At 73.5% G+C, this 19160-nt stretch carries 17 protein-coding genes and 1 pseudogene; 4 read left to right on the top strand and 14 right to left on the bottom strand.

Translation table 11 applies throughout. From position 1 onward, the window contains the following. Positions 1-200: 200 nt before the first annotated feature. The 8 genes from ruvB to ACIGW4_RS31175 form a co-directional block, all read right to left on the bottom strand. The gene (gene ruvB / locus ACIGW4_RS31210) at positions 201-1511 is read right to left on the bottom strand and encodes a Holliday junction branch migration DNA helicase RuvB (protein ID WP_399584352.1); all 1311 of its coding nucleotides are present in this window, start codon (positions 1509-1511) and stop codon (positions 201-203) included. A gap of 44 nt (positions 1512-1555) precedes the next feature. Further along, a complete protein-coding gene (gene recA, locus ACIGW4_RS31205) occupies positions 1556-2725 on the bottom strand; it encodes a recombinase RecA (protein ID WP_399584348.1) in 1170 nt (389 codons plus the stop codon). Between the two features lie 61 nt (positions 2726-2786). Then, positions 2787-3290 carry a single-stranded DNA-binding protein gene (locus tag ACIGW4_RS31200; RefSeq protein ID WP_359586971.1) on the bottom strand — a complete coding sequence of 168 codons (504 nt, stop codon included), beginning with the start codon at positions 3288-3290 and terminating at the stop codon, positions 2787-2789. 223 nt (positions 3291-3513) lie between these two features. Next, on the bottom strand, positions 3514-4296 hold the full coding sequence (locus ACIGW4_RS31195; protein ID WP_359586969.1) for a hypothetical protein: 783 nt from the start codon (positions 4294-4296) through the stop codon (positions 3514-3516). Further along, entirely contained in the window at positions 4293-4856 is a 564-nt protein-coding gene (locus tag ACIGW4_RS31190; protein WP_399584344.1) for a hypothetical protein, read from the bottom strand. The genes ACIGW4_RS31195 and ACIGW4_RS31190 overlap by 4 nt, the downstream gene beginning before the upstream one ends. Beyond that, a complete protein-coding gene (locus tag ACIGW4_RS31185) occupies positions 4853-5809 on the bottom strand; it encodes an ATP-binding protein (RefSeq protein WP_123458161.1) in 957 nt (318 codons plus the stop codon). Before ACIGW4_RS31185 ends, ACIGW4_RS31190 begins: the two co-directional genes overlap by 4 nt. Before the next feature lie 259 nt (positions 5810-6068). After that, complete coding sequence (locus tag ACIGW4_RS31180) at positions 6069-6986, bottom strand: RecB family exonuclease (protein ID WP_399584341.1); 918 nt, start codon at positions 6984-6986, stop codon at positions 6069-6071. Between the two features lie 387 nt (positions 6987-7373). Beyond that, entirely contained in the window at positions 7374-7979 is a 606-nt protein-coding gene (locus tag ACIGW4_RS31175) for an antibiotic biosynthesis monooxygenase (protein WP_123458163.1), read from the bottom strand. Between the two features lie 376 nt (positions 7980-8355). Here ACIGW4_RS31175 and ACIGW4_RS31170 point away from each other — a divergent pair. Continuing rightward, positions 8356-8463: pseudogene (locus ACIGW4_RS31170) on the top strand (carbohydrate ABC transporter permease); the annotation flags it as partial. A gap of 49 nt (positions 8464-8512) precedes the next feature. On the opposite strand, the gene ACIGW4_RS31165 reads toward ACIGW4_RS31170, so the two are convergent. After that, the gene (locus tag ACIGW4_RS31165; protein WP_359586963.1) at positions 8513-9586 is read right to left on the bottom strand and encodes a LacI family DNA-binding transcriptional regulator; all 1074 of its coding nucleotides are present in this window, start codon (positions 9584-9586) and stop codon (positions 8513-8515) included. Between the two features lie 542 nt (positions 9587-10128). On the opposite strand from ACIGW4_RS31165, the gene ACIGW4_RS31160 reads away from it, so the two are divergent. After that, positions 10129-12357, top strand: a complete 2229-nt coding sequence (locus ACIGW4_RS31160; RefSeq protein WP_399584337.1) for an RICIN domain-containing protein — start codon at positions 10129-10131, stop codon at positions 12355-12357. A 174-nt stretch (positions 12358-12531) separates the two neighbouring features. On the opposite strand, the gene ACIGW4_RS31155 is transcribed toward ACIGW4_RS31160, so the two are convergent. Further along, positions 12532-12972: a DUF6086 family protein gene (locus ACIGW4_RS31155; protein ID WP_399584473.1), complete on the bottom strand. Its 441-nt coding sequence runs from the start codon at positions 12970-12972 to the stop codon at positions 12532-12534. 347 nt (positions 12973-13319) lie between these two features. On the opposite strand from ACIGW4_RS31155, the gene ACIGW4_RS31150 reads away from it, so the two are divergent. Next, positions 13320-13706: a hypothetical protein gene (locus tag ACIGW4_RS31150; protein ID WP_123458166.1), complete on the top strand. Its 387-nt coding sequence runs from the start codon at positions 13320-13322 to the stop codon at positions 13704-13706. Positions 13707-13901: 195 nt separating this feature from the next. Beyond that, positions 13902-14435 carry an EF-hand domain-containing protein gene (locus ACIGW4_RS31145; protein ID WP_123458883.1) on the top strand — a complete coding sequence of 178 codons (534 nt, stop codon included), beginning with the start codon at positions 13902-13904 and terminating at the stop codon, positions 14433-14435. Positions 14436-14511: 76 nt separating this feature from the next. Here ACIGW4_RS31145 and ACIGW4_RS31140 read toward each other — a convergent pair whose 3' ends face one another. Genes ACIGW4_RS31140 through ACIGW4_RS31125 form a run of 4 tightly spaced genes read right to left on the bottom strand, consistent with a single transcriptional unit; the run spans position 14512 to position 18768 of the window. Then, positions 14512-15480, bottom strand: a complete 969-nt coding sequence (locus ACIGW4_RS31140; RefSeq protein ID WP_399584334.1) for a class I SAM-dependent methyltransferase — start codon at positions 15478-15480, stop codon at positions 14512-14514. Beyond that, a complete protein-coding gene (locus ACIGW4_RS31135; protein ID WP_399584331.1) occupies positions 15477-16598 on the bottom strand; it encodes an NAD(P)-dependent alcohol dehydrogenase in 1122 nt (373 codons plus the stop codon). Before ACIGW4_RS31135 ends, ACIGW4_RS31140 begins: the two co-directional genes overlap by 4 nt. Then, complete coding sequence (locus ACIGW4_RS31130) at positions 16595-18004, bottom strand: aldehyde dehydrogenase family protein (RefSeq protein WP_399584328.1); 1410 nt, start codon at positions 18002-18004, stop codon at positions 16595-16597. Before ACIGW4_RS31130 ends, ACIGW4_RS31135 begins: the two co-directional genes overlap by 4 nt. Before the next feature lie 8 nt (positions 18005-18012). Next, on the bottom strand, positions 18013-18768 hold the full coding sequence (locus ACIGW4_RS31125; RefSeq protein WP_123458884.1) for a (5-formylfuran-3-yl)methyl phosphate synthase: 756 nt from the start codon (positions 18766-18768) through the stop codon (positions 18013-18015). Positions 18769-19160 lie beyond the last annotated feature (392 nt).

Here is a 19160-nt window from a genome sequence, read left to right as displayed (position 1 = left end):
CGCCTTGCGTCCCGGTGCCCCGCTCGTGAACGCACTCGGAACTTCCCGCCGGCCCAGGAGCGCGCACCAGGATCCGGACCGTTTCCGGACCAGTCCGCTTCAACGGCTCGGCGCAGTGGTGGGGCGGCCGGTCTTCGGCGGTTCTCGTACGAGCGGCGGCCGTGGGGCTCACCGTGGCGGGGGCCGGTGGTGGGGGGTGGTCAGGGAGGCGGTCCGTTCGGTGTGCCTTCCGGGCGGGCCCTCCTGTCGGAATCGCCGTTCCGGTGGGGGCCCGGGGGCGCGACCCAGGACGGCTCGGGCGGCGGTGCGAGCCCGAGGTGGGCCCAGGCGGCGGGCGTCGCGACCCGGCCGCGGGGCGTCCGGGCCAGCAGGCCCTCCCGTACGAGGAAGGGTTCGGCGACCTCCTCCACCGTGTCCCGCTCCTCCCCCACCGCGACCGCGAGGGTGGCCAGGCCCACCGGTCCGCCGCCGAACAGCTTCAGCAGGGCGTTCAGCACGGCCCGGTCCAGGCGGTCCAGGCCGCGGCAGTCGACCTCGTAGACCCCCAGGGCCGCGGCCGCGATCTCGCGGGTGACCACCCCGTCCGCGGTGACCTGGGCGTAGTCCCGCACCCGGCGCAGCAGCCGGTTGGAGATGCGGGGCGTGCCGCGGGAACGGCCGGCGATCTCGGTGGCGCCCGCGGGCTCGATCTCCACCCCCAGCAGCCGGGCGGAGCGGTGGATGACGCGCTCCAGTTCGGCCGGTTCGTAGAACTCCATGTGGGCGGTGAAGCCGAAGCGGTCGCGCAGCGGCGGGACCAGGAGGCCGGCCCGGGTGGTGGCGCCGACGAGGGTGAACGGCGGCAGCTCGAGGGACATGGCGGTCGCTTCCAGGCCGGTGCCGACGACGATGTCGACGCGGAAGTCCTCCATCGCCAGGTAGAGCATCTCCTCGGCGGGCCGGGACATGCGGTGGATCTCGTCGAGGAAGAGGACCTCGCCGCCGGTGAGCGAGGCCAGGACCGCCGCCAGCTCCCCGGGGTGCTGGATGGCGGGGCCGGAGGTGATGCGCAGCGGGGCTTCCATCTCCGCGGCGATGATCATCGCCAGGGTGGTCTTGCCGAGCCCCGGGGCGCCGGAGAGCAGCACGTGGTCGGCGGTGGCGCTCCGCTGCCGCGCGGCCCTGAGGACGAGGTCGAGCTGCTCGCGGACCCGTTCCTGGCCGATGAACCCGTCCAGGTCCTTGGGGCGCAGCGCCGCCTCGGTGGCCCGGTCCTCGCCGTCGGCGGGGGCTGCGACCAGCCGGTGGGCCGGGTCCGCCGCAGTGGGCCGACCGACGGCGGGCCGGCCGACGGCGGGTCCGCCCCGGGTCGGTGTCCCACCCGGCGTCGGTGTCCCGCCCGGAGGCGACGTCCTCCCCGGCGTCGGCGTCCCACCCAGGAGCGGCGTGTTCCCCCGGGGCCGCATCTCGTCCCGGGGCGTCTCGCCCCGGGGCGTGGCGGTGCCGGGGAGCGCGGTGCCGCCCCGGTTCACCGGCGTTCGCCTCGCGCCGGGGTGAGGGAGCGGCGGGCTGGTCTTCACGGCCCCGCCGGGGTGCCGTCGAGGAGGACGCGGGGGGCCGGACCGCTCGGGGCCGACGGGGTCGTCCCGGTGAGGCGCCGACCGGTCGCGACCGAGTCGAACGGTACGGTGCCGGGTGCGGCCACTCGGTTCGCCGTGTCCGCCCGGGGTTCCGTCGCCGGGTCCTCCGGCTTCGCCCCGATGCCCAGTTTCTCCCTGATCTTCTTCTCGATCTCGTCGGTGAGGTCGGGGTGGTCCCTGAGGAAGGCGCGGGCGTTCTCCTTGCCCTGGCCGAGCCGGTCGCCCTCGTACGTGTACCAGGTGCCGGACCTGCGGACGAGACCTTGCTGGACGCCCATGTCGATCAGCTCGCCCTCGCGGCTGATGCCCCGGCCGTAGAGGATGTCGAACTCGGCCTGCCTGAACGGCGGAGCGACCTTGTTCTTGGCCACCTTGACGCGGGTGCGGTTGCCCACCGGTTCGGTGCCGTCCTTGAGGGTCTCGATGCGGCGGATGTCGAGGCGGACCGAGGCGTAGAACTTCAGCGCCCGGCCGCCGGGAGTGGTCTCCGGCGAGCCGAAGATCACGCCGATCTTCTCGCGGAGCTGGTTGATGAAGACCATCGTGGTTCCGGAGTGGCCCAGCGCGCCGGCGATCTTCCGGAGCGCCTGGCTCATCAGCCGGGCCTGGAGACCCACGTGCGGGTCGCCCATCTCGCCCTCGATCTCCGCGCGCGGCACCAGCGCGGCGACGGAGTCGACGACGATGAGGTCCAGGGCGCCGGAGTGGATGAGGGTGTCGGCGATCTGCAGGGCCTGCTCGCCGTTGTCCGGTTGGCAGACCAGCAGGGCGTCGGTGTCGACGCCGAGCCGCTTGGCGTACTCGAGGTCGAGGCCGTACTCGGCGTCGATGAACGCCGCGGTCCCGCCCGCCTTCTGCGCGTTGGCCATGGCGTGCAGGGCCAGGGTCGTCTTGCCGGAGGACTCCGGGCCGTAGATCTCCACCACGCGGCCGCGCGGCAGGCCGCCGACGCCGAGGGCGAGGTCCAGGGCGATCGAGCCGGTGGGGATGGCCCCGATCGGGACCCCCGGCTCATCGCCCAGGCGCATCACCGAGCCCGTGCCGAACCGCTTTTCGATCTGGGCGAGGGCGAGTTCGAGCGCTTCCTCGCGGTCCTGTTCCTTCATGGGGTCCGCCTCGGATGGGTGCGGTGTGTGGTCGTGGCCGGCGCACGGGTGCGCCGGTCCGTCAGAAGGGCTCCCTCTCCTCGCGGGCGGCGTGTCGTCCGCCCTCGGCGGGGACCGGCCGCTCGGCGCCGTCGGGCCGGGTGAACAGGTCCTCGGCGGGAGGGCGGGGGCCGCCGCGGGAACCGGCGGGGACGCCGGTGTGCGGGGGTTTGACGATCGTCGCGGCGGCGAACCGCAGCGACGGGCCGATCTCGTCGGCCTCCAGCTCGACGACGGTCCGCTTCTCGCCCTCCCGGTTCTCGTACGTCCGCTGGCGCAGCCGCCCCTGGACGATGACGCGGGTGCCGCGGGTCAGGGACTCGGCGACGTGCTCCGCCTCCTGCCGCCAGACCGAGCAGCGCAGGAACAGCGTCTCGGCGTCCCGCCATTCGTTGCTCTGCCGGTCGAAGGTGCGGGGCGTGGACGCGACGGTGAAGTGCGCGACCGTGTCGCCGGACGGGGTGAGGCGCAGCTCGGGGTCGTCGGTCAGGTTGCCGACGACGGTGATGACGGTTTCACCGACCATGGCGGCTTTCCTCTCGTGCGACGGGTGATTCCCCACCCGTGCCGGTTCGAGTGCGACGGGCGGCCTCGTGGCGGTGATGAGGGCGCCCGGGGGGAGGCCGCGCCGCTCCGGCCGGGTGTGAGGGACGAGTCGGGCGGCGCGGGTCTCCAGGGGGGTCGCGGTGGCGAGGGAGGGAAGGGCTCCGGTGCGGCGGCCCTTCATCGAGCGGGGGTGGTCATCGGGTTCACCTCGTTTCCCCCTCCTGCCCCGGTCCGGGCTCGGCGAGTCCGGCGGCGAGGAGCCGTGCCTGGTGGGCGGGGGCCCTCCTCAGCGGGATTCCGAGCCGGGGGACGGTGCAGGGACGGCCCACGGCGGCCCCGCACCAGGGACAGGGCACGCGGAGGAAGCGGACGTGCGGGTCGCGCTTCGAGCCGGTGAGGCGGGAGGGCGGGCCGCCCGGGGCGGCGGGTATGCGCTCGACTCGCTGTCCCGAGGCGATCGCGGTCACCAGGTCGAGGAGTTCCGCACGATAACGGCGCGGGTCGTCGGGGTCGCTGTCCGGGAGCGGCAGCGGGTTGCGCGCGAGCCGTTCCTCCCGGATCGCGCGCACCTCGGCGCGGATGTCGGCGGCGGCGATGCGGGACCGCTCCCTGCCCAGCCTGGTCACGGCCGCCCGTACATCGGCGACGTCCAGGTCGGCGAGCAGCAGGTGCCAGGCGTCCGTCGTGGTGTCCTCCAGGTGCATCGACGGGCACATCGCCGCGACCAGGGCGACGAGCTGGGCCGTCTCGGCCGGCAGCATGCGCTCTTCCCTTCCGCGGGGGAGCGTCCCGGCTGACGCCGGTGCGCCGCTTCCCGCCGCATCGATCGGCTGCTGGTACACGTACAGGACGGCCCCGCAGGCGCACCGCAGGCGCTTGTCGTCCTCGAACGTCCAACGGCCGCAATCGAGGTGACCGGTCTGGGAGACCAGGAACCACACCGTGCCGAGCGCGTCCCGGTCCGGGTGGGCGATGACGGCGGTCACGGGTCCTCGCCGCCCTTGAAGGAGAGGTCCGCGCCACCCCTGCGGGGGAGGTCCTCCCCGCCCGTGAGGGGGAGCAGACGGCTCAGGTCGAGCGTGCCGGTGTGCCAGGCGCGGGCGATCCGTTCCCACCCGCCGGGCAGGGGGCGCAGGCTGAACGACCGCGGTTCGGAGGCCGACAACACGCCCAGCCCCGGGATCGTCTCCCCCGTGTACGGGTCGGCGACCGGATCGAGGCAGGTCAGCCGGGCGAGGAACTGCCGCTGCCAGCCGGGGCGCACCCGGACCAGCGTCTCCACCTCGCCGGGGTGGTTGTCGGCCACCCAGGCGGTGAAGGCCTCCTCGTCGGCGACCACGACCGTCGGCTTGGGGTCGACGAGGGTGAGGAGGGCGACCGGTGTGTCGTCCGGCAGGGTCACCCGGACCGACTTCAGGTTCAGCTCGGCGCGGGCCGCGCGCAGCTCTTCGAGGACCTCGTGGCGCTCGGTCCGGTACTCGGCGTCGACGGTGTCGCGCAGCACCCGGAGCACGGCGACCCGGGTGGCGTGCTCCTTGAGGCTCATGCGACCTTGTCCTTCCGCTCGGTCCCGTTCCCCCGCTTGGTCCCGGCCCCGGACTCGACGTCCTCGGCGACCCTGCTCCTCGCCGCCGCGGTGCCGTGGCGCACTATCAACTGGCCGAGGGTGCAGGTCTCCCCGCTGTCGTCCAGGACGGCGGCGCCCAGCAGGTTGTGCCGGCGGGCCTCCTCGTACAGGGCGCGCAGCTCCTCGTGGCCGGCGCCCGGCGCGGTGGCCGCCGTGACGTAGTCGGAGACGGAGAGGGCGGGCTTGCCGGCCTCCAGCCAGTCGAGGACGGCCTCGGCGAACTCCGGGCCCGGCTTGTGGAGCACCGTCCCGGACAGCGGCTTCGCCCGCGACTTGGAGATCACCAGGGTGTTCTCGTGGTCGAGGTCGCCGACGATGTCGAATTCGTACTCGATGCCCTCCCGCTGCTCGGGCTTGAGCCCGATCTTGCGCGGCACCTTGCGGCCGCGCTCGTCGGCCTCCACGACGTACTCGGTCTTGGTGCGCATGGTGACGATGAGGTGACCGGGGTAGGCGAGCAGGGCGTCGATCATCGCCCGCTCCTGGGGACGGGCCTCCTTCCAGCCGGCGAAGCTGCCGCCCGCCCCGAGGCGCTTGGCCGCGTTGTCGACCTGCTCCAGCATCCCGCCGGTGCCGGACCAGAAGTGGCTCAGGGAATCGACGATCATGACGTCGTAGCCTTCGTGGGCGGCCACCGCGAGCGCGTCGACGAGGGTGGTGGGCTGGAACGTCGTGAGCGGGAGCGTGTCGAAGGCGAACTCGTCGGCGTACTTGGCGGCGCTGCCGTGCTCGGTGTCGATCAGGGCGACCCGCTCGCCGAGCCCGGTGCCGGTGACCAGGGCGGTGTAGGTCTTGCCCGATCCGGTGGGTCCGGCGAGCGCGATGCGGGCCTTGGCCTGTTCCTTGGTGGCGGTGGTGAAGGTGAGGTTCACGCCGTTCTCCTGGCGTCTGAGACGGCGGTTCCGGGCGGGTCGGGCCGGCAGGGGACGCGGTCCTCGTCCGGCAGGACGTGCTCCCGCGCAGCCGTCCTCGGATCGAATATGCATTCGAATTACTGTCTGCCCCCACGCTAGGCGCCCCAGACGTAACAATCCACCCTTTTCGGGGAGAAAAATAGAGGAAAGGGGGAAATGTCAGCAATGAAGCGTATAATGCACGCCGCACATGTGCGGGTGTCAGGCGCCCCCGACTTCAGCCGGCGTCGGCGGCCGGGCGCTCCGCCTCCCCCGCGGCCCGGTCCGGGGCGACGGGCAGGGGATAGGGCGGCGGGGTGCCGCCCCAGGCCGGGCACACCGCCCGGTGGGGGCACCAGTCGCACAGCCGGCTCGGGCGCGGGGGCCAGTCGCCCGTCCGCGTCGCCCGCCCGATCGCGTCCCACAGCGCCAGCAGCTTGCGCTCCACGGCCCGCAGATCGGCCTCCGCCGGGTCGTACGTCAGCACGTCCCCGCTGCCCAGGTAGACCAGCTGCAGGCGGCGCGGCAGGGTGCCGCGCCGCCGCCACAGCACCAGGGCGTAGAACTTCAGCTGGAACAGCGCGTCCGCCGCGTACTCGGGCGGGGGTGCCCGGCCGGTCTTGTAGTCGACGATCCGCACCTCGCCGGTCGGGGCCACGTCCACCCGGTCGATGATCCCGCGCAGCCTCAGCCCGGAGTCCAGCGTGGTCGTGACGAACAGCTCTCGCTCCGCGGGCTCCAGCCGGGCCGGATCCTCCAGGGTGAACCACCGCTCGACCAGCTGTTCCGCCGCGGCCAGCCACTCCGCGATCCGTTCCGGGACGAGCGCCCCGCCGTCCCGCGCGAACAGCTCCGCGAGCTCCGGCCGCGCCGCCAGGAGCCGCTCCCACTCGCCCGCCACCATGGCCCGGGCCCGGGCGGCCGTGCGCTCCGCCGCCGGGACGTCGAAGAGGCGCTCCAGCACCGCGTGCACCAGCACGCCCCGGGCCGCCGCCGCGTTCGGCTTCTCGGGCAGCCGGTCGATCACCCGGAGCCGGTAGAGCAGCGGGCACTGCATGAAGTCGCCCGCCCGCGACGGCGACAGCGACGACGGCGGCGCGGCGGGCCGGGACGCTGCGGGCGGGGCCGGTGCGCCGGGGGTGTTGATCGGTCGCACACCCCTGACCTTACGCCGAAGGCCGGCACACCGCTCCGGCGTCGCCCCGCCCGCGGAGGCGGTGGCCGCGTGACCACCCCCTCGGAGGCCGTCGGACCGCCGGGCCGCCGACGCCTTCGTGCTTCGGCGCCGACCGCCGTGTCCACGGTGCCCGCAGGATCCGGCGGGACCGCAGCGGCTGAGCCCGAGGCCGCCCGCTGAACGGCCGGACGGTCGAGCGGTCGAACGGCTCATGCGCGCACGGGGCCCGCCGGGGCGCCCCTCGGCAGGAAGGCCATCGCCATGGCCCCCGAGCGGGAGCCGACCCGATGGGCCGTCACTCCGGCGTCACGACGCCGGACCGGTGCGGGGCGGCCGTACTTCGCCACCCGCTCACACGTGGACGGCCTACCGGCGTTCGAGCGTGACCACCTCGAACTCCTCGATGCTGCGGATGGACACCCTCGCCTTCGCGACCGCTTCGCTGCGGGCCGCCGACTGCTTGCCGCGGGAGGCCGCCAGCGCGGCCTGATCGGTGTAGATCACCCCCACGCTGCCCCGTCCCCCGGCCCGGTCGAGGAGCATCGCCGCGGTCTCGAAGCCCGCGATGGCCTGCACCTTGGGCAGCGTGGCGCTCCTGAACGTCTCCACCAGCAGGTCGGCGTCGGACGGGTCGATCTCGAACCGGGTCAGGCGGAAACCCGCGCCGGGTCCGACCTGCGCGGCAGGAGTGAACACCGCCGCCTCCCAGCTGTCGACCGTCACGGTGTCCGCGAACGGCGCCAGCATCGTCGCGCGTCGCTCCTTGAGCTGCTCGTCGCTGTTCCGCACCGCCTCTTCGCTCTCCCACCAGGAACCCGTGAGGATCTTGCCGAGCTCGCGGTCGGCGAACAGCGCGAAGCCCCGGTATCCGGGCTGGCCGGCCAACGCCCTGGGGGCCTCCTCGCGGAGCTCGTCCACACACGCGTCGACCTTGGCGGGATCACCGATGGCGTAGATGGTGCGAACGTACATGGGGGTGCGCTCCTGTTCATCGGGCCGACGCTCACCGGGGCGGCGGTCTCGTCCTCACCGCTTCCATCCGAGGCGCCCACGCGGCCGGGAGCAACGCGGGCGGACCGTTCGGGCGAACGGCAGGAAGGCGGGACGGACCGCTCGCGCGCCGCCTCGGCCTTGTCGTTCGAGAGCCTGCCGCGGGGTGACGTGGATCGGCGGCACCGACAGGGTGATGCCCTCGACGTCCTGGCCGGCCAGCCGCGAGAGCGCGTCCTCGGTGGCGTAGGCGTCCAGTGAGGTCGTGGTGGCCGTGCCGACCGTGTAGCCGGCGGCGCGGGGCGGCGTTCTCGATGCCGGCGGCGGCCGGAACGCCGGCCACGTCCCGGTGCCTCCGCCGCCGGTCGTGATCGGGTCGCTGGTCCCCGTCATACCGCTGCTGATCGCGTTCCTCGCCCTCCAGTGGTTCTGGCGCGCGGGCATGACCGCCGGATCGATCAAGTAGGCCCGGTCGTCCCGGTTCACGGGGTGCCGCCGCGCGAGCGCCGGCGGGTTCATCCCGGTCGGGCGGTGCTGTCCCCGACGACGAGTTCGGGCAGCAGGGTACGCGGACGGAGGTCGGGGCCGGCCGCGGAGTCGACCGCCCCGAGGGCCAGGTCGACGGCCTGCCGGACCATCTCGCGCATGGGCAGCACCACGCTGGTGAACGTCGAGCCCGACAGGAGACCCTCGGGAGTGTCGTCGTACGCCACGACGGACAGGTCGCCCGGGACCGAGCGCCCCAGGCTGCGGGCGGCCTCCACGGCCGCCGCCGCGAGGACGTCGTGCGTCGCGAAGAGCGCCGTCGTGCCGGGATTCGCGCGCAGTGCCTCCAGCGTGGTCGCGACCCCTTCCTTGAAGGTGGGCTCCGCGGCCAGATGGACCGCGCCGTCCGGCAGGACGAGACCGTTCTCCCGCAAGGCCCGCCGGAACCCCTCGACGCGCACCGGATGCGCGGGGCTCGCGACGACCGCCACGCGCTCGTGACCGAGCTGCCGCAGGTGCCGGCCGGCCAGCAGTCCACCGTGCTCGTAGTCGATGGTGACGACCGGGAAGCCGTCCGGCAGCGCGGCCTCCCACGCGCACAGCACGACCGGGAAGCGGGCGTCCGCGAGGAGCGGCAGGTGGTCGGTCAGGCCCTGGTCGCCGGCGATCAGAAGCGCGTCCACGGAACGGCTCGTCAGCCCGGCCAGATGCCGACGGGCTCGTTCCCCGTCACGGCGTGTGGTGCACAGCAGCAGGTGATACCCGCGTTCCTCCAGGGTCTCCTCGGCCTCTTCGACCATGCCCGCGTAGAAGGGCGCCGAGACGGTGGGCACGAAGAGCCCCATGGTGCGGGTGCTTCCCGTCGCGAGCGAGCGCGCCACGAGGTTGGGCACATAGCCCAGTTCGGCGATCGCGGCGCGCACCCGCGCCTCGGTGGAGGGGCGCACGGCGACCCGTCCGGTGACGACGTTGGAGACGGTCTGTTTGGTGACGCCGGCGCGTTCGGCCACGTCCCGCATCGTCACCATGGCGTCCCCGTCCTGCTGATCGTCGACCGGGGCGGCAACGTATCCCCGCCCCCGGCCGCGGTCAAGCCGCAGCACGGCCGGTCCACGGGTCGGCAAGGCCGCCGGCGACCTTCGGAAAGGCCGTCGGAAAGGCTGTCGGAAGGGCTGTCGGCGACCCTCGGAACTCAAGCCGCGGAAGTTGAACTTCCCTCCGTACGACTCTTGTTTTACCGGTCAAAGGGATCCTAGAGTCCGTGCCACGGTGACACCGGCACACCCGGAGCCGCCGTACGAACCGGCTCCACCACGACGTGGGAGAGCCCGACGGTCCGCAGGGACCGACAGCGCCCCTTCCGGGCCGCCGTCGCCCGGCGTCCCGACCACCTCGGCGAGCAGTCCTTCCGGGATCGGCTGTTCGCCCGGTACCCGAACCGGCCGAGGACCTCTCAGCCGGCCCGCCCCGCCTCCTCTCCGTCCGGTCCCACGGCGACACCCCCAGGAATTCCTCCGCCCCAGCGGGAGAGCGAGGTGCCCGGGCCACGCCCCACGGTGGCCCGGGCACCGCCGACGCCGGTCCACGGCGTCGCATCCGACCGGAGCCGCGGCCCCACCCGCGGCTCCACGACCAGGGAGTACCCGTGACAACTCCTGTCAGCAGATCGGTGGCCCTCGTCGCCGCAGCGGCCCTCGCCGCCGTCGGCGGCGCACTGGCCGTCCCGTCGGCCGCGGCCGTCTCGCCCACGGCGACCTACACCGTCACCGTCGGCGCGAAGGGCTCGTGGACGAACCCGGACGACACTCCGGCGAGCCCGTACGTCGACAAGGACGGCACCTTCTACTTCCAGCAGGCGCACGCCCTCTACGGAGCGAACGAGGGCCGCAGGTGGAGCTTCTACACCGGCGGCGACCACGACACCGCCACCCGGTCCGGCGCCATCAGCGACGCGGTGAACCCGGCCAACTCCCTCGACCGCAACAACGACACCACCTGGCGCTGCAACAACAGCCCCACCGGCGTGGAGGCCACCCAGGCCCCGGCCGGCAGCAGTTACGCCCACCGCAACTACTGTGACCTGACCGGGATGTGGGTCGACCCGGACACCGGCGACTGGTACGGGCTCGTGCACAACGAGTTCACCCCCCAGCCCTTCGGCGACACCGCTCACTTCGACGGCATCGACTACGCGGTCTCCAAGGACCAGGGCAGGACGTGGACCGTCAAGGGCCACGTCATCACCTCGCCGTACAGCACGAAGCGCGGCGACACCACCGCCTTCCCGCAGCAGACCTACCACTACGGCACCGGTGACCCGCGGCTCTTCGTGGACACCGCCTCCGGCTACTTCTACGCCTTCTACGGTTCGCGGATCGTCAACAAGGGCGGCGGCTGGGCCGCGTTCTACGGGCACGTCGCCCGGGCCCCGATCTCCGGAAAGATGGCGCCCGGTTCCTGGCAGAAGTGGTACGGAGGCTCCTGGTCCCAGCCCGGCGTCGGCGGCCGGGAGTCCACCATGGTCCCGGTCGGCGCCGGCAACACCACGGGCTACGTGCCGACCGCGAAGGAGTACGACCCGGCCCACGCCGGTTCCGTGGCCCAGCAGGTCGCCGCCGGTCTGACGCCCGCCACCTCGCCGCTGTTCGTCATGGACATCACGTACAACGCCTATCTCGGCCTGTACATCGGCGAGCCCCAGGCCGTCGACCAGAGCGGGAACGCCTCGCAGGAGCTGTACGCCACCGACGACCTGACCACCCAGAAGTGGTTCAGGCTCGGCGACACCGGCGGCTACAAGAACGCCTCCTGGTACCGCTGGTTCCTCGACAGCCGCAGCAAGACCGGCTCCGGCGTCACCGGCAAGGACTTCCGCTCGTACTGCTCCTTCGGCTGCTCCAACGGATCCAGCAGCGAGTACGTCAACCTGACCATCGGCACGAACGAACCCGCCGCCCCCGTCGACACGACCAAGACGTACCGGATCGCCGGCGCCGGCGGCCGCGTCCTCGCCCAGGTCGCCGGCGGTTCGGCCACCACGTCCACGGCGGCCGCCACCGGCTCGGCGCTGGAGAGCTGGATCTTCACCGCGAAGGGCGACGGCTCCTACCGCATCGCCAACTCCTCCACCGGGCAGCTGCTCGGCGTCGACTCCACGGGTACGGCCGGCCGCGCGTGGGGGGCGAAGCCCACGGTCACGGCGGCGGGCACCGGCGGATCCACCGTCGGTCAGGAGTGGTTCGTCATCCGCGGCGCCTCGGCCGCCGACAACGCGCCGACCGGCACGCTGAAGCTGGTCAACCGGTACAGCGGTCTGGTCATCGGCCTCTCCGGCGATGCCACCCGCCTCGCCGAGACCACACCGGTCCGCGCCTGGACGGACACCACGGGCAGCGCGGTCGGCGCCGGCCGCACGGCAGGCGAGCAGAGCCTGACGCTGACGGCCACCGGCACCGCCCCCGCGCCCCTCACGGGGATCCACACCCTCACCACCGGCGGCAAGGCCCTCGACAACCCGAACAGCAGCACCGCCGACGGCACCCAGCTCATCACCTGGACCCCGAACGGCGGCAACAACCAGAAGTGGACGTTCACCCAGCAGCCGGACGGCAGCTACGAGATCAGGAACAGCCAGTCCGGCAAGTGCGCCGACATCGAGAACGGCTCCGCCGGCGCCGGCGCCAGGGTCATCCAGTGGACCTGCCACGGTGGCGGCAACCAGCGGTGGAACGTCGTACGACAGTCCTCCGGCACGTACGGCGTCGCCTCGGTCCTCAGCGGCCTGTCGCTGACCTCGGCGTCGACGACCGACGGGGCGGCCGTGACGCAGCAGCCCGACACCGGCGGCGCTCTGCAGCGGTGGACCATCAACTGACCCGGTCACCGTGGGGGCCCGGAGGGCGCCGGTCGCACGACCCGCGCCCTCCGGGCCCGCTGCCGCGACCCCGGCTCCGGCCACCGGATGAACGGACCTCGCCGGGGCGCGACCGACCGAAACTCCTCCCCGCACGTCCCTGGAACGTCCACTCGGCGTACGCGGCCGCCCCGGTCAGCGGGGCATGCGCCGTTCCAGCTCCCGCGCCTTCTCGCGCAGGCCCGCGGCCCAGGCTCCGCCTTCCACCGGGCCGGACATCCCCGTGAGGGCGGAAACCTGCAGGTCTGCGAACGGGCCTTCCGGCACGGCTCCGTGCCGTGCCCAGTCCACCTCGACCCCGGCGCGTTCCGCGAGAACCAGCACGGTGGCGGTGAAGCCGTCGGAGAGCGCGAGCCAGACGGAGTGGCTCACGCTCCGGTGCTTCGCCAGGAGGGCGTCGACGAAGGTCTCGAAGGTGTCGGGGTCGATCTGGCACTCGTCGTTCTCCATCGGCCCGATGCCCGAGGGGAGACCCAACTCCGCTTCGAAGACCGTTACCTGACGCTGGAACATACGAGAGGCCCCGTTGGAGGGGTTCCAGAGCGTCTCCTCGCCGATGTCGAAGTACTGGCTCATCGCAGCACCTTTCAGCTGGTCATGGCAGGTCAGCGTATCCAGCCGGATCATCACCGTCGTCAGCTTTTCCGGATCCACCGGCGCCACGGACATGGGCTGCCCCTGCCCGAGCGGCCGGCCGAACTCGACGACGAGTACGGCATGCTCGAACACGGCGGCAGGGCCGTGGCCCAGGCCGGCGCCGCGGTCATGGCCGAAGCCCGCCGTCTCGCGGCCCGGCCCGCGGTCCCCGTCGGCACCCGCGAAGGATGAGGCACGGGGTGTGCGAGGAGAGCCTCGGGCAGGGTGAGGCACGGGGCCGGATCTGATCTGCGGAGTCGGATCCTCCACCGACATACTTCTGGTTCATGACGTTCACGAAGCGCATCGCCGCCGTGGCGGTCTCGCTCACGGCCTTCACGAGCACCGTACTCGTCCTGGCGCCCGGCGCCTCCGCCGGTTCCTGGAACGGCTGCACCTACCCCCAGGTCTGCTTCTACCAGAACATCGACAGGTGGAACGCCGGGAACCCCGACGCCAGGTACCAGGACATCACATCCGGCTACCAGAACCTCAGCACCGCCGCCCGCGGAGCCAACTACGTGTACAACACCCGCAACGACGACGTCGCCTGGCTGCGCTACACCGAATACGGCCAGACCTACTACACCTGTCTGGCCCCCAACTCGATGGACCACTTCGATGCGGAGGAGACGCTCACCGGCATCAGGATCAGCTCGGCGTCGCACTGCTGATCGGCCGGCCCCGCTTCACGGTCCCGCGGGCTGCCCGCGACCGGTCCGCGCCGCCCGGACCGATTGTCGGTGGACTCACTCCTTCCGGTAATGGCGACCGCCTCACCGTCACGCCCCCGCCCTCGGCACGGTTACGTGGAAGCACTCATTGAGCCAGGCCCGGGACCGACGGGCCGTACGAGACAGGTGACGGACATGCGCGCTGAGGCCGCCAAGCGGGTCGAGCTGGTCTTCTCCCTCTTCGACGCCAACGGCAACGGAGTCATCGACTCCGGCGACTTCGACCTCATGACGGGACGCGTTCTGGAGGCGGCGGTCGCGTCGGACGCCGGCGCCAGGGAGGCCATCCGGACCGCGTTCCGCCGCTGGTGGACGACGCTGGCCACCGAGCTGGACGTCGACGGCGACGGCGTGATCACCGTCGACGAGTTCCGCCCCTTCGTGCTCGACCCCGAGCGTTTCGGCCCCACGGTCACCGAGTTCGCCGAGGCGCTCTCCGCGCTCGGCGACCCGGACGGGGACGGCCTGATCGAGCGCCCGCTCTTCCTCTCGCTGATGACGGCGATCGGCTTCGAGGAGGCCAACATCCACGCGCTCTTCGACGCCTTCGGCCCCGACTCCGAGGACCGCATCACCGTGGCCACGTGGGCCGCCGGCATCGAGGAGTACTACGCACCGGACCTGGCCGGGATCCCCGGCGACCGGCTGGTGGGCGCCCCGGCCGCCTGACACCCTGACACCGCTCGCTCGTGGGTGTCCCGGGGCGGCGCCGACCGTCCCGGGACGCCGGCCGGCCCGGTGGACGTCACCGCCCCGGCTTGTGGGCGAAGACCCATCGGTTCCCCTCCAGGGCGTCGTTCGGCTCGGGGAGGGGGCCGCGCCCGTGCCGGCGGGTGAAGTCGAAGGGCGTGTGCATCGACGTGGACCAGCCCCTGGCCGTCAGGAGCCCCGCCGAGTCGGGGCGCGGTCCCAGGTCGAAGAGGTCGAGCAGGTCGATGCCGATCTGCTCCCGCGTCGCCGCGTAGATCGCGCTGTCGCGGTACGCCAGCAGGTCCTTCTCCAGCTTGGCCTCGAAGGCCAGGGCGCCGCCCCCGGTGGTCAGCCGGTCCACCGTGTCGATGAGGGACGTCTCGACGGAGCTCGGCAGGTAGAAGAGCAACCCCTCGGCCAGCCAGACGCTCGGTGCGGTCGGGTCGAAGCCGGCGGAGGTCAGCACGGTGACCCAGTCCGCGCGCAGGTCGGCCGGCACGGGGACGCGCTTCGCCCTCGGGGCGGCCGAACGGTCCGTGAGCACCCGCTCCTTGAAGGCCAGCACGCCCGCCCTGTCGACCTCGAAGACCACGCAGTCGGGCGGCAGGTCCAGCCGGAAGGCGCGCGTGTCCAACCCCGCGCCCAGCAGGACCACTTGGCGGGCTCCGTCGTGCACCGACCCGAGGACGAAGTCGTCGAGGACCCGGGTCCGCAGTCCGAAGTAGCGGGCGAACCTGCCCCACAGCGGGTTGTCGTCCCCCTCCGGGACCTGCCCGATGCGTACCGGCCAGCCCCCGCACGCCGGGGCCGCGCGGACGAAGTGTTCGGCGTGGACGTCCCGGGCCAGGCTGTCGTGGCGGTGGGTCTCGATCGCGCGGGCCGCGGCGACCAGGAGGGCGGTCAGTCCCACGCCTCCGTCCACGCCTTCCGTGTCGGCCCGCCGAGTCGCCGTGGCGGCCGCGTCTCCTCCGGTTCCTCCGGTGGCGGGACGGGGGAACTCCTCGGTGGTGGAGGTTTCGCTCATCGGTCTCTTCTCTCCGGTCTTTCCGGCAGCAGGACGGGTTTGACCACGCGGCCGGCGTCGCAGTCGCGTTCGGCCTCGTTGACGTCGGCCAGCGGGTAGGTGCGGATCAGCTGGTCGAAGGGGAAGCGGCCGGCCTGCCACAGGCCGGTCAGCCGGGGTATCAGCAGTCCGGGCACCGCGTCGCCCTCGCAGATGTGGCGGATGCATCGGCCCCGGTCGAGCGTGCCCGGTTCGAGCGGCAGCGGGGTGTGGAGGCGTGCCACGAGGCCGAGGACGCCGGTGGGGCGCAGTGCGTGGAGCGCGTCGTTGACGAGCGGGGCCGAGGCCGTGGTGTCCAGGGCGTACTGGGCTCCGCCGTCGGTCAGTCGGCGGATCCGCTCGGACAGTCCGCGCGATCCGGCGGACAACGGTGTCGCGCCGAACCGTTCGGCCAGGTCCAGCCGTTCGGGGTGCCGGTCGACGGCCACGGTCCGTGCGCCGGCGGCGGTGGCCGCCATCACGGCGGCCAGGCCCACCGCTCCCGCGCCGAGGACGACGAGGGTGTCGCCGGGTCCCGCGGCGAAGGCGTTCAGTACGGCTCCGGCACCGGTGAGGAAGCCGCAGCCGAGCGGCCCGAGCAGTTCGAGCGGCAGGGCGGGATCGACCCGGACGGCGTTGCGGGCCGGGACGAGCGCGTACGCGGCGAAGGAGGACTGGCCGAACCAGCGGGGGGCCAGCGCCTTTCCGGCCGCGTCGGTGAGTCGTGGCGGTTCCTCCGCGCGGCCGCCGAAGAGGTTGAGGGAGGCGAAGGAGTCGCAGTAGGCGGGGGCGGCGGCCCGGCAGTTCCGGCAGTGTCCGCAGGAGTCGAAGCTCAGGACGACGTGGTCGCCGACGCCGAGCGCGCTGTCGGGGCCGCCGCCGGTCGCCACCACGACCCCGGCGCCCTCGTGGCCGAGGACCGCCGGCAGCGGGCTGCGGCCGGCCGACCGCCGTACCGCGAGGTCGGTGCGGCACATCCCGGTTCCCGCGATCTCGACCAGGATCTCGCCGGGGTCGGGCTCCGCGCGCAGGGCCACTTCCTCGATCGTGAACGGATCCTCGTACGAGCGCAGTACGGCCGCCCGGAACCTCGTCGTCACTCGTCCTCCTCGCGCGGGCGGTGGACGACGAACGGCCGGAGGTTGCCGTAGAGGCCCCACGATCCGCCCGCGACGCCGACGCCGCTGTCCTTGACGCCCGCGAAGGGCTGGGCGAGGGAGAGTTCGGCGTGGTGGTTGATCCAGGCCGTGCCGCATTCGAGCCGGTCGGCCACCGCCGCGGCCCGGTCGGGGTCGGTGCCCCAGACGGAGCCGCCGAGGCCGAAGCCGGTGCCGTTGGCCGCGTCGACGGCCTCGTCGAGGTGCCGGTACGGCAGTACCGGCAGGACCGGTCCGAACTGTTCCTCGGTCACCACCGGGCTGTCGGGCGGGACGTCGGTGAGGATCGTGGGGGCGAAGAAGTGGCCCGCTCCGTCGAGTCGCCGGCCGCCGGCCGCGGCCCGGGCCCCGGCCGCCAGGGCCTGCCGCGTGAGCTGCTCGACGCGGGCCAGCTGGGGGGCGTTGTTGACCGGGCCGATCCGGGTGTCCGGGTCGAGTCCGGGTCCGACCGCGACGGTCTTCGCGCGCTGGGCGAGGGCTTCGACGACCTCGGCGTGGAGCCGGGCGGGGGCGTAGACGCGTTTGACCGCCATGCAGACCTGTCCGCAGTTGCGGAACGCGGCCCAGAACAGCCGGTCCGCGATCCGGTCCACGTCGACGTCGTCCAGGAGGACGGCGGCGTCGTTGCCGCCCAGTTCCAGGGTGACCCGGGCGAGCGAGGCCGCCGCGGCCCCGGCGACGGCCCGGCCGGTGGGCACCGAGCCGGTGAAGGTGACGTGGCGGATGCCCGGGTGGGCGGCCAGGCGGGCGCCGAGGGGTTCGCGGCCGGTGACGACGGTCAGGACGTCCTCGGGCAGGACGGTGGCGAGGACGGAACCGAGCAGCCGGGTGGCGAGCGGGGTGTGGGGGGACGGTTTGAGGACCACGGTGTTGCCGGCGGCGAGCGCGGGCGCGAACTTCGCCGCCGCGAGCTGGAGCGGGAAGTTCCACGGCACGATCGCGGCGACGGGCCCGACGGGCCGCCAGCGGACCTCGCTGTGCACGGGCCGGCCGTCGTCGATCCGGCGGGTCCGGGGAGCCAGGTCGGCGAAGTGGCGCAGCCGGGCCGCCGTACGGGCGATCTCGGCGTACGACTCGGCCAGGGGCTTGCCCTGTTCCCGGGTGAGCAGCCGGGCGAGGTCGTCGCCGGCCGTTTCCACGGCGTCGGCGGCGGAGCGCAGGGCGGCGGTGCGGGCGGCGGGGTCGGCGCGCCAGCCGTGCCAGGCCCGCCGGGCCCGGGCGACCGTCTCGTCCAGCTCGTCCGGCGACTGGTCGGGGGCCTCGTCGAAGGCCTCCCCGGTGGCGGGGTCGACGACGGGGAGGCGTGCGGTGCGATGCCCGGTGACGCGGGCGGCTTCCGGTGTCGGCATCCCGGCGGTCAGTTCGCGACGGGGGTGCCGAGGGCGTGCTCCCGGGCCTGCCGGTCCATCTCCGCCCGGAAGGCGGCGACCAGATCCGGCCGGATCCTCCCGGCGTTGCGGTCGCCGCCCGCGCAGACCGCTCCCCGTACGCCCACGATGTCGGTGCCGATGCGGGTCAGCGGGCCGAGATCGGCCTGTTGGACGCTGCCCGCGAGGGCGGCGAGCAGGCCGGAGGCGTGGGCGCGCCGGACGAACTCGGCGCAGGTGTCGGGCGGGACGTGGTCGAAGAGCCGCGTGCCGTCCTTGATCGCGGTGTCCAGCATGGCCGCGTCGGCTCCGGCGCGGGCGGCGATGTCGGGCAGGGCGAGCGGGTTGACGCAGCCGACGCGGTGGGCGTCGGCGTAGCCCGAGGCGACGACGAGCGCCTCGGGGCGGTGGTCCTTCACCGCGCGGACGACCGCGCGCATGACCTCGACGCCCTGCTCGGGAGTCGTGCAGCCGTACAGGCCGACCTTGATGTACGTGGCGCCGGAGACGACCGCGCCGAGCGCGGCCTGCGCCACCGTGCCCGGTTTGTACGGCACGTCCCCCACGGTGGCGGACACCGGCTTGTCGGCCGGCACCGCGTCGCGTATCTCCCGGATGACCCAGGGGAAGTTGGCGCCCAGCGAGCCCTCGTCGGGCTTCTTGACGTCGACGATGTCGAGGTGTTCCGCGGCCTTCGCGCAGTCGAGGGCTTCCTCGACGCCGTCCGGGGAGACGAGAAGCAACACCATGAGCTCCTTCCGCCGCGTGTCCCCTGTCCGAGGGCAGGGGTGCGGGTCACCTGGTTCATGTGCGGTGCGCTCATCTTTTCCGTCGCCCCGTGGGCGCCGGTAGGGCGCGCGGGCCTTCCGGGAGGCGCGCGAGGGCACGCACAGGACGCGGCGTGCACCGGCGCCCACCGAGCCCGCCGACCGCTCCCTGTGCGCACTTGCGTGCTCCGGCGCTCCTGTGTGTCCGCCGAGGGGCCCTCCGTCGGCTCGTGCGCGAGGGCGAGGTCGCCCCCATCGGCGGGGGGGGGGGGGGGGGGGGGCGGGGGGGCCCCCCCCCCCCCGGCCGGGGGGGCGGGGGGGGGGCGGGGGGGGGCGGGGGGCCGGGCGCCCCCCCGCCGGGGGGGGCCCCC

The sequence above is a fragment of the Streptomyces sp. NPDC053513 genome (genome assembly GCF_044544765.1).
Lineage (GTDB): Bacteria > Actinomycetota > Actinomycetes > Streptomycetales > Streptomycetaceae > Streptomyces > Streptomyces litmocidini.
The sequence above is the reverse complement of the archived record's forward strand: the minus strand, read 5'-3'. Positions and strand labels throughout refer to the sequence as shown.

Excerpts from the sequence above, each read along its gene's own strand:
- recA (WP_399584348.1), bottom strand. The coding sequence starts at position 2,725 with ATGAAGGAACAGGACCGCGAGGAAGCGCTCGAACTCGCCCTCGCCCAG.
- ACIGW4_RS31200 (WP_359586971.1), bottom strand. The coding sequence starts at position 3,290 with ATGGTCGGTGAAACCGTCATCACCGTCGTCGGCAACCTGACCGACGAC.
- ACIGW4_RS31190 (WP_399584344.1), bottom strand. The coding sequence starts at position 4,856 with ATGAGCCTCAAGGAGCACGCCACCCGGGTCGCCGTGCTCCGGGTGCTG.
- ACIGW4_RS31175 (WP_123458163.1), bottom strand. The coding sequence starts at position 7,979 with ATGTACGTTCGCACCATCTACGCCATCGGTGATCCCGCCAAGGTCGAC.
- ACIGW4_RS31155 (WP_399584473.1), bottom strand. The coding sequence starts at position 12,972 with ATGAGCCAGTACTTCGACATCGGCGAGGAGACGCTCTGGAACCCCTCC.
- ACIGW4_RS31150 (WP_123458166.1), top strand. The coding sequence starts at position 13,320 with ATGACGTTCACGAAGCGCATCGCCGCCGTGGCGGTCTCGCTCACGGCC.
- ACIGW4_RS31145 (WP_123458883.1), top strand. The coding sequence starts at position 13,902 with ATGCGCGCTGAGGCCGCCAAGCGGGTCGAGCTGGTCTTCTCCCTCTTC.
- ACIGW4_RS31140 (WP_399584334.1), bottom strand. The coding sequence starts at position 15,480 with ATGAGCGAAACCTCCACCACCGAGGAGTTCCCCCGTCCCGCCACCGGA.
- ACIGW4_RS31130 (WP_399584328.1), bottom strand. The coding sequence starts at position 18,004 with ATGCCGACACCGGAAGCCGCCCGCGTCACCGGGCATCGCACCGCACGC.